The sequence below is a fragment of the Phenylobacterium sp. genome, assembly GCF_044236515.1.
GTDB lineage: Bacteria > Pseudomonadota > Alphaproteobacteria > Caulobacterales > Caulobacteraceae > Phenylobacterium.
In genome coordinates this window covers 1-9,520 of record NZ_JBIIGK010000115.1, presented here as the reverse complement: position 1 = coordinate 9,520, position 9,520 = coordinate 1, and the positions used below count along the sequence as shown (strand labels likewise).

5 protein-coding genes and 1 pseudogene are annotated in these 9,520 nt (G+C 68.8%); 3 read left to right on the top strand and 3 right to left on the bottom strand.

What is annotated here, in order from left to right; genetic code table 11:
• The 3 genes and pseudogenes from ACILRF_RS11715 to ACILRF_RS11705 all read right to left on the bottom strand — a co-directional run.
• Positions 1–139: pseudogene (locus ACILRF_RS11715) on the bottom strand (3-oxoadipyl-CoA thiolase); the annotation flags it as partial.
• 79 nt (positions 140–218) lie between these two features.
• Complete coding sequence (locus tag ACILRF_RS11710; RefSeq protein ID WP_395673070.1) at positions 219–722, bottom strand: hypothetical protein; 504 nt, start codon at positions 720–722, stop codon at positions 219–221.
• 27 nt (positions 723–749) lie between these two features.
• Positions 750–4,142: a PAS-domain containing protein gene (locus ACILRF_RS11705; RefSeq protein WP_395673068.1), complete on the bottom strand. Its 3,393-nt coding sequence runs from the start codon at positions 4,140–4,142 to the stop codon at positions 750–752.
• A gap of 233 nt (positions 4,143–4,375) precedes the next feature.
• Here ACILRF_RS11705 and ACILRF_RS11700 point away from each other — a divergent pair, with 233 nt between their 5' ends.
• The 3 genes from ACILRF_RS11700 to ACILRF_RS11690 all read left to right on the top strand — a co-directional run bounded on the left by ACILRF_RS11700 (position 4,376) and on the right by ACILRF_RS11690 (position 9,250).
• Positions 4,376–6,817 (top strand): TonB-dependent receptor, encoded by a 2,442-nt coding sequence (locus ACILRF_RS11700; protein WP_395673066.1) that lies wholly within the window; start codon positions 4,376–4,378, stop codon positions 6,815–6,817.
• A gap of 32 nt (positions 6,818–6,849) precedes the next feature.
• Complete coding sequence (locus ACILRF_RS11695; protein WP_395673064.1) at positions 6,850–8,523, top strand: amidohydrolase; 1,674 nt, start codon at positions 6,850–6,852, stop codon at positions 8,521–8,523.
• 106 nt (positions 8,524–8,629) lie between these two features.
• On the top strand, positions 8,630–9,250 hold the full coding sequence (locus ACILRF_RS11690) for a response regulator (protein ID WP_395673062.1): 621 nt from the start codon (positions 8,630–8,632) through the stop codon (positions 9,248–9,250).
• The last annotated feature ends 270 nt before the right edge of the window (positions 9,251–9,520 follow it).

The following is a 9,520-nucleotide window of genomic DNA, read 5'->3' as shown; positions in this document are numbered from 1 at the left end:
CCGCCAGCTGCGGATTGCGCTCATAGAGGGTGCGCAGCGGGATCGCGGCCAGGTCGTCGGCCCGCACCTTCGACAGCGCGCCGCCGTAGCGGCCGATCGGCGTGCGGACGGCGTCGCAGAGGTAGACGTCCCGATCCATGCTTCTGATCCTCGAATGCCGCGCCCGAGCCGGCGCGTCGTTCGACTACCATCACCCGCTCGGGCACGCCAAGCGCCCGTTAGAATTTCGGCGGCGTGGCCACGAACACCAGGCGGGAGGATCGGGTCTGTCGGCCCTCGGCGTCGAAGTCGGTCAGTTCGCTGACCAGGGCGCGGCCGCCGTCCATCGGCGCGCGCTTCAGCACCCGTACGACGCGGCCGTTCACGCGGTGCTCAACGATGCGGTGCGTGGTGTCGACCGAGCGGGCGACGACCTCCATCGGCACAGCGGTGATGGTCCCGTCCGGCGCAATGTTGAAGGTGTGGGTCGCGACCGGCGCGCCGTCGTACCGCACGCGCAAGGACAACAGGCTGCGGCTGCCGGTCTTGCCGGCGACTTCCGAGAAGTAGGTCTCCTCGTCGCCGCGGACGGTGATCGTCAGGCGCTGGGTGTAGTCGCTGCTGGCGGTCGATTGGGCGGGATCGTAGGTCCACACCCCGGTGAACGGGTCCCGGTCGGCGGCCCTGGCCGGCGCGGCGGCGGCCAGGGCGAGGGCGGCGCAGAGGCCAAGACGTATCTTCATGCGGGTTTCCTCTTGAGCTCGCCGCGGCTATTCCGCCGCCGGCATCATCCGGGCGTTGGTCAGGAAGCGCCGTAGGGTGGTCGGCTCCAGCGGCTTGGCCAGGATGGTGACGCCCAGCGACCGGGCGTCGGCGATCACCTCTTCGTCGCGGGCGGCAGTGACGAAGGCGACGCGGCCCAGCCGATGCCGACCCAGCCGGCGGATCAACTCCGCGCCCGTCGGTCCGGCCCCGAGGTGATAGTCGATCAGCGCCACGTCCCAGGTCCGACCCAGCAACATCGCCTCCTCGGCGGAGGCCGCCTTGTCGGTCTTGCCGCCCCAGCGTCCGATCAGGGCGACGATGCTTTCGAGGATGTTCGGGTCGTCGTCGATGCACAGCACCCTCATGCCGTTCAGCAAAGCCGTCGGGTTGGGCTGAGGGTTGGGCAGCGACCGCATCGGCGCCACCGGGAGGCTGACCGAGAAGACGCTGCCGGCCCCGACCTTCGAGCGCAGGTCGATCGGATGGTCGAGCAGGGCGCCGATCCGGTCGACGATAGCCAGCCCCAGGCCCATGCCTGGCGCGGCCCCGGCCGCCGCGCCGCGGGTGAACTCGCGGAAGATGCTGCCCCTGACGTCATCCGAAATCCCCGGACCGGTGTCCCAGACCTCGATGCGGATGCGCCCGCCCGCCCGTCGCACCCCGACCAGGACCCGCCCCTTCTGGGTGTAGGACAGGGCGTTGCCGATCAGGTTCTGCAGCACCGACCGCAGCAGGCTGGGGTCGGAGAGCACCCATCGGGTCGAGCCGACGCAGTGAAGCCGCAGGCCTTTGCCCTCGGCGATCGGCAGGAACTCGCGCTGCAACTCCTTCAGGAGGTCGCCGACCGAGACCGGCTGGACATCGGGCTCGACCTTGCCGGCCTCCAGCTTTGACAGGTTGAGCAGCGCCCGCAGCAGCTCGTCGGCCGAGGCGATCGAGCGGTCCGCCTGAACCGCCAGGCGTTGCACGCCGGCCGGGGCCGATTTCAGATCCTCAGCCAGGGCGCCGACGAACAGTCGCGCCGCATGCAGCGGCTGCAGCAGGTCGTGGCTGGCCGCCGCCAGGAACCGGCTCTTGGAGGCGTTGGCGGCTTCGGCCTTGGCGATCGCCTCCTGCAGTTCGACGGTCCGCGTCTCGACCCGGCGCTCCAGGGTCCGGTTGGCCTCCTCCAGCGCATCGGCGGCCAGCGACAGTCGCTTCTCGCGCTTCCGGTCCTCGGAGATGTCGGTGAACGTCGTCACATAGCCGCCGCCCGGGATCGGCGCGCCGGCGCACTTGAGGATCACCCCGTTCTGGCGTTCGCGTTCGTAGATGTGCGGCAGCCGGCGTTGCAGGTTGTTCAGCCGGCGCTGGATGCGTTCCTCGATGTCACCGCGCTCGCCCCACTCGCCCCATTCGCCGTGCACGGCGTTGAACCGAATGACCTCGGCGATGGGCTTGCCGACGTGGATGAAATTCGGCGGGAAATCGAAGAGCCGCAGGTAACGGGCGTTCCAGGCGACGATGCGCAGGTCGCTGTCGACCACGCTGATGCCCTGTTCCATGCTGTCCAGCGCCGCCTGTAGCAGGTCGCGGCTGAACTGCACCGCCTGAGCGGCCTCGTCGAGGATCTGCTTCACCTCTTCCGGGGCCCGGGAGTCGCCTGACAGGGCGACGGCGACGACGCTGCGCGCCGAGGATGAACCGATGGCGCCCGCCAGGCGCCGCTCGATCTCGCGGGCCAGGGCCGGGTCGACGGGATCGTCGTCGTCCAGGCTGCGGCCGAACTGGTGGGCGAGATCGGAGAAGCAGCGATGCGCCGCCTGGGCGCCAAGGAACCGCACCGTCAGGTCGCGGAGGTCACGCACATTGCCGGCGAGTTCACCCTTCTGGGCGCCGAGTTCATGCAGGTCGCGGCCCATGTACAGCGCCGACTGGACGCGTTCGGAGAGGCTGAGCGGCCTCGCCAGCGAGACGACGATGAAGAGGACGGTGTTGAGGCTGAGGCTCCAGATCGCCGCCACCACCGCGGGGTCGCCTTGGCCCATCCAGGCCGGCGAGGTGGTCCAGCCGACCTGCGGCAGCATCAGGGCGTAGAACCAGACGCAGAAGCCGGCGGCGAGGCCAGTGATGGCGCCAGCCGCCGACCCGCGGCGCCAGGCGACCGCCCCGACCAGCGAGGGCGCGAACTGCGCGGCGGCGACGAAGGCGGTGATGCCGATCGAGGCGAGCCCCTCGGCGGGGTTCAATTCGCCGACGTAGAAGGCGGCGAGCCCCAGCAGGCTGACGATGGCTATGCGGCGGACCAGCAGGATCGCGGCGGCATGGTCAGCGAACCGGGTCTTCTCTTTCCACCGCCGGCTGGCGACCAGCGGCAGCACGAGCTCGTTGGAGATCATCGCCGACAGGGCGACCGCCTCGACGATCAACATCGCCGTGGCTGCCGAAAAGCCGCCCAGCAGCACCATGGCCGTCACCACCGGCTGCCCCCACGCCAACGGCGCCTCCAGGACCAGCAGGTCCGGGTTGCCGACGCTCAGGACCTGGTTGGCGAGGGCGATCGGCACAACCAGCAAGGTGGTCAGCAGCAGATATATCGGCAGCAGGCGCCGGGCGCTTTTGGTGTCCTCGGTGTTCTCCAGTTCGACGAAGCCGAGGTGGAACTGGCGCGGCAGGCAGAAGAGCGCGCAGGTCGACAGGACCGTGAAGACGATGAACCTGGCGTCGAAATTCACCGGCCGCGTCAGGGCGCTGCTCGCGAAGTCGACCTTCGGCACGCCCGTCAGGACGACGGTCGCCGCCAGGGCGGCCACCAGCAGACCGCAAAGCTTGACGAGGGATTCGAAGGCCAGCGCCTGAACCAGGCCCCGATTGTGCTCGGTCAGGTCGGCTCGGCGTGCGCCGAACAGGATCGCGAAGCCGGCCAGGATCATCGCCATCACCAGGGCGCTGGAGTAGCTGGCGTCGACCTCCCCGTCGGCCCCGCGCAGCAGCTCCCAGCCGATGAGCAGGGATTTCAGCTGCAGGGCGATGTAGGGCAAAGAGCCCATGATCGCGACCACCGCGACGAGGGCGCCGAGCGGCCGGCTGTTGCCGTAGCGGCCGCCCAGGAAGTCGGCGATCGAGCCGGCGTTCACCCGCTTGGACGCCGCCGAGATCCGTGACCACAGCGGGAACGCCGCGGTCACCGCCAGCACCGGCCCGAGATAGATTGTGGTGTATTCCCAGCCGGACCGGGCGGCGGTCCCGACCGCGCCGAAATAGGTCCAGGTCGTGCAGTAGACGCAGAGCGACAGGGCATAGGCGAGACTGCGCGGCAGATGGCGGCGTCCGCCGGGGCCGCGGTCAGACCGCCACGCGATCAGGAAGAGCAGTGCGACGTAGGCCCCAACGACCGCGATGATCATCCACGAGGTCATGGGCGCCGTTGCCGGTCTGCCGCTCTACGCGACCCATCGGACGTACAAATCCAAACCAAGTCCGGCTCCGTCCGGTCCACCCCAGCAATCTGGCGGTCCGCAAAGACGAGAGGGAATACGACCTTCGTCTCATTTCCCGTCTTGGCCGTGACGTTACCATGACGATCCGCCGGACGCGCGACCGTTTCATCGGATCCATAGTCCCGGCGAGAACAAATATTCAGGGGATTTCCATGGGACAGCGGATCACGTCCATCCGTCACGCACTTCTTCTCGGCGGCTCAATCTTCGCTGTTTCGGCCGGTCAGGCCGCGGCCCAGTCCGACGTCGGCCAGGTCGAGGAGATCATTGTCACAGCGACCAAGCGCGACACCCGGCTGTCGGAGACCCCGATTTCCATCGCCGCCTATAGCCAGGAAAGCCTTGACGTCCGCGGCGTCAAGGACCTGCGCGACGTCGCCAACCAGACGCCGGGCGTCGATTTCAGCCGCAGCGGCCCGACCCGGGTCGCCATCCGCGGTGTCTCCTCGACCGCCGGTGCGGCGACGACGGCGATCTACATCGACGACACGCCGATCCAGGCCCGCAACGCGGCGCTGAACTACAACGGCACGACGCTGCCCTACATTTTCGACCTCGAGCGGGTGGAAGTGCTGCGCGGCCCGCAGGGCACTCTGTTCGGAGCCAGCGCCCAGGGCGGCGCGATCCGCTTCATCACCCCGACTCCTAGCCTCAGCGACTACAGCGCCTACGCCCGCGCCGAGGTCAGCCAGGTCAAGAGCGGCGGCGTCGGTTACGAGGCCGGGATCGCGGTCGGCGGTCCGATCCTGGCTGACAAGCTGGGCTTCCGAGTCAGCGTCTTCCACCGCCAGGAGGCGGGCTGGATCGACCGGGTCAGCTGGCAGAATCCTTCGGTGAAGAACGCTGACACCAATGAGAGCTTCGCCGACGTCATCCGCGCGGCGCTGCTGTTCCAGCCGACCGACTGGCTGGCGATCACGCCGAGCGTCTACTACCAGAACCACAAGATCCAGGACCGCGCCTCGCTGGTCACCCGTTGCCCGACCTCGCCGCTGAATCTGCCGAGCCCGGGCCAGATCGTCGGGGCCGCGCCGCGGCCGACAAACCTCGTGGCCTGCCCGAACGGCCCGTCCGACCCGGACGGCGGCAAGTTCTACAGCTACGCCTCGATAGCCCAGCCGATGTCGGACCACTTCGTCTCGCCGTCGCTGAAAATCAGCGCCGACCAGGCCGGCGTCAACCTGACGTCGGTGACCTCGGTGTTCGCGCGGCACGTGACGCCCGTCTCGGACTCGACCCACGGCAACGACCGGCGCGAGCTCGGCAACAACTGGCTCTATCCGATCACGCCTGGCTACGTGGAATCGATCACCACCGACATCGCCGAGACCTGGCAGAACCTGTTCGCGCAGGAAGTGCGGATCAGCAACACCGACCAGGACAAGCGCTTGAGCTGGACGGTCGGCGGCTACTATTCGCGCAGCGCGCTCGAGACCTACCTGCCATTCTATGCGCCGCACTTCGCCGCGGCCTGGCAGGCCCGCTACGGCGTGCTGCCCGAGCAGCAGAACCATCCGGCGATGTATCCCGGAAAGGGCGACATGGCCGGCATCCGCGGCCGTTACCTGGGCGAGGAGTGGACCATGGAGCACTCCACGGCCCTGTTCGCCAACATCGACTTCAAGATCCTCGACAACCTGACCCTGACGCTGGGCGGGCGGTACGCGAAGGACAAGCTGGACTTCCACGTGCGCGAGAGCGGCCACTACTATGCCGGCGACGTCGCCGTACAGAGCGGCAGCATCACCTCCAAGCCGTTCACGCCGAAGGTGGCGATCGCCTGGCAGGCGACGCCGGACGCGCTCTACTACGCCTCCTATTCCAAGGGCTATCGCACCGGCGGCGTGAACAAGTCGATCGCCGATTTCTGCCTGCCGGAGGCGCAGGCGCTCGGCATCACGCCCGGCAGCTACGATCCCGACACCACCCGCAACCTGGAGGTCGGCACCAAGAACCGGATGTTCGGCGGGCGGCTGCAGTACGAGTTCAGCGCCTATCACATCCGCTGGTCGGGCATTCAGCAGCAACTGCGGCTGTCGAGCTGCGCCTTCAGCCTGGTGGCCAACACAGCCAGCGCGACGTCCAAGGGCTTCGACCTGAACGTCAACGTCACGCCGATGGAGGGCCTGCTGCTCAGCGCGGCGGTCGGCTACACCGACGCCAACTACGACGAGACGATCATCATCGGCACCTCGCCGCTGGTGACCGAGGGCCAGACGCTGGAGGCGCCGCCTTGGACGGTCAATCTGGCGGCCGAGTACAACACCACGCTGCTAGACCGTGAGGTCTTCGCGCGGGCCCAGTTCAACTGGCGGGCGCGGGACACGGGGCCCTACGCTTTCCAGATCCCGGGGACGACCTCCTACGACCCGACCCGGCCGGTGCCGGGCGCGCCGTCGTCGCTCGACCTGCGGGTCGGGGTGGCGGTCAACGAGGGGGTGACGGTCAGCGCCTTCGTCGACAATGCGCTGAACGACGTCAGCTACCTGACCAATACCGCCAACTACCTGTCGGCGGGTCGGGCCGCGCCGCTGTGGGGCGGGACGACCCAGCGGCCGCGGCGGGGGGGCTTGCAGGTGATCGCCAGATACTGATCGAATGGGCGCAGAAGGTTGGGGAGAGAGTGATGCATCGTCGTGACTTCCTCGCCGGCTGCGCCCTGGCCGGAACGCTGGGGCCGGCGGCGGCGGCGCAGGGGCTCATCGAGCCGGCGGTGCGGCAGCTGGCGGCGGGCGGCGAGGACATCGCTGTTCTTAATGCACGCATCTGGACGATGGACCCGGCGCGGCCCAGGGCCGAGGCGGCGCTGGTGCGGGGCGGGCGGATCGTGCGGGTCGGGAGCACGGCGGAGATCCGTCGGCTGGCCGGCGGGGTGCGCCCGTTTGACGCAGGCGGGCGGACGGTCGTCCCGGGGTTCATCGACACTCACACCCACCTGGAGCTGTCGACCTACTACTTCGCCGGTCTGCAGGCCGACATTCATTTCCCGGCGGTCAGCAGCCTTCCGCAGATTTTCGCGGCGATGCGGGCCCATGCGGCCAAGACGCCGCCGGGCGAGTGGGTGATCGGCCGCGGTGGCTTCGGCCTCGCGCAGCAGGTCGCTGAAAAGCGGATGCCGACGCGGGAGGAGCTGGACGCGATCAGCCAGACCCAACCGGTGGTGGTCATGGCCGGGCTGCACGCCTGGTCGATGAACACCGTGGCCTTCAAGAAGCTCGACCTTTGGGACCCGGCCGCAGCGCGGGAGCGGCGCTGGCGCGATGGGCGCCGGATCGTCGGCACGGACGTCGCCCGAGACGCGGACGGCCGGCCGACCGGCGTCGCCACCGAGACCTTCGATCTGATGCCGAACGAGGCGCATTCCTACGTCCGCAAACGTGACGCGCTGCGCAGCCAGGTCGTGCCGCACTTCTCCGCCAAGGGCATCACCTCGGTCGCGACCATTCCGCAGTTCGACGACGACATGCCGATCGTCCAGGAGCTGCAGGCGCTGGGTCAGCTGCCGATGCGCATCCGCTACTATCCGATTGTGCCCTCGATGGTGTCGGTGGAGGGGGTGCGCAACCAGGGACTGCTGTCGGGCTTCGGCGACGACATGCTGCGGTTCGGCGGCCTCAAGATCTTCGTCGCCGGGGCCGGATACGACGCGACCTTCAAGCGGACGACCGACCTCAAGTGGACGCAGGAGGAGCTCGACCACGTGGTGTGGACGGCGCACGCGCAAGGTCTGCAGCTGTTCATGCACCAGGCCGGCGACAGTCTGCCCTACACCCTGGCGGCGGTGGAGAAGGCCCAGGCGCGCATTCCGCGGGCGTTGCGCCACCGGCTGGAGCACTACGGCCTGTTGACCCCGGAGGAGATGGACCGCGTCCGCCGGCTGGGAATGAAGGTGTCGATCACCGCGCCGGACGACCGCAGCCGGCAGCCAAACAGCCGGCCGACGCCGCGCTACCGGACGATGATCGAGAAGGGGTTGGAGCCGGTGGCGGTGTCGGACTCGACCGGCACCATCCCGCAGTTCAGCCCGATGATCGGCATCGCCGGGATGGTCGCGCCCGCCGAGGCTGGCGGCGCCTCGCCAGCGGGCCAGGCGCCGGAGCTGGAGGACGCCATCCGGATGTACACCCTCTGGGCGGCGCGATCGCAGTTCGAGGACCGGGCCAAGGGCTCGATCACGCCGGGCAAGCTGGGCGATTTCGCGGTGCTCGACCGCGACCTGTCCGGCGTCCGACCGGGCGACATGTTCGACGTGAGGGTCGATGCGACGATCCTCGGCGGACGCGTGGTCTTCGCGCGATGAACCGACCTGGGGGCGGGCCGGCGCGGCCGTAACGGCGGTCTCGACGAAACCCGTGTTCGGCGGTACCTTCCAAGGGCAACTGCGGTCACAGCAGTGGGGGAGTGAAATGACCTTGCGGGTCCTGATCGCGGACGACCATCCGCTGTTCCGCGATGCGCTCGAACTGGCGGTGCTGCGGTCGCGCGCCGACGCCGAAGTTGTCCACGCCTGCTCGCTCGGACAGGCGCTGCAGCAGCTGGACGGTCCGGCCGGCTTCGACCTCGTACTCCTCGATTTGACCATGTCCGATTGCAGCGGCGTCGAGGGCCTGCTGACGATCCGCTCGCGGTTCCCCGACCAGCCCGTGGCGATCATCTCCGCCCACGAGGACCATCGCCAGGTCAAGACGGCGCTGTCGCTGGGCGCGGCCGGATATATCCCCAAATCGTCGTCTCTGCCGGCCCTGACCGGGGCGCTCGACGCCATTCTGGCGGGAACCTGCTGGGCCCCTGACGGCTACACGGAGACGGCTGCCAGCGCCGATCCGACGGACGCCCTGACGCCGGCCCAGCTGCGCATTCTCATGGACCTGCAACGCGGCCGGCTGAACAAGCAGATCGCCTTCGACCTCGGCGTCACCGAGGCGACGGTGAAGGCCCACCTGACCGCGATCTTTCGCAAGCTGCGGGTCACGAACCGCACCCAGGCCGTGCTCGCCGTCCAGTCGCTGCCTGAAATCGCCGCCTAGTCGCCGGCCAGACGCAAACCCCAGCCTCATTGTGAATATCGACCTTAGTCGAATTTCGACCCCCCACGGTTCGGCTATCTTCGCGCGGTCTCGTGGCCGCGCTTTCCCAAGACCGTCGCACGCTCGGTGACGTGAAGGAGGATCGGCGAGTGGGCGTTGAGGGGCAGGTTGCGGTTCCCGCGGAGTGGTCCGAGGGCGCGCGGATGGACGCGGCGGGGTACGAGGCCGCGGCGCGTCGGGCGTCGGCCGATCCCGACGGCTACTGGCGCG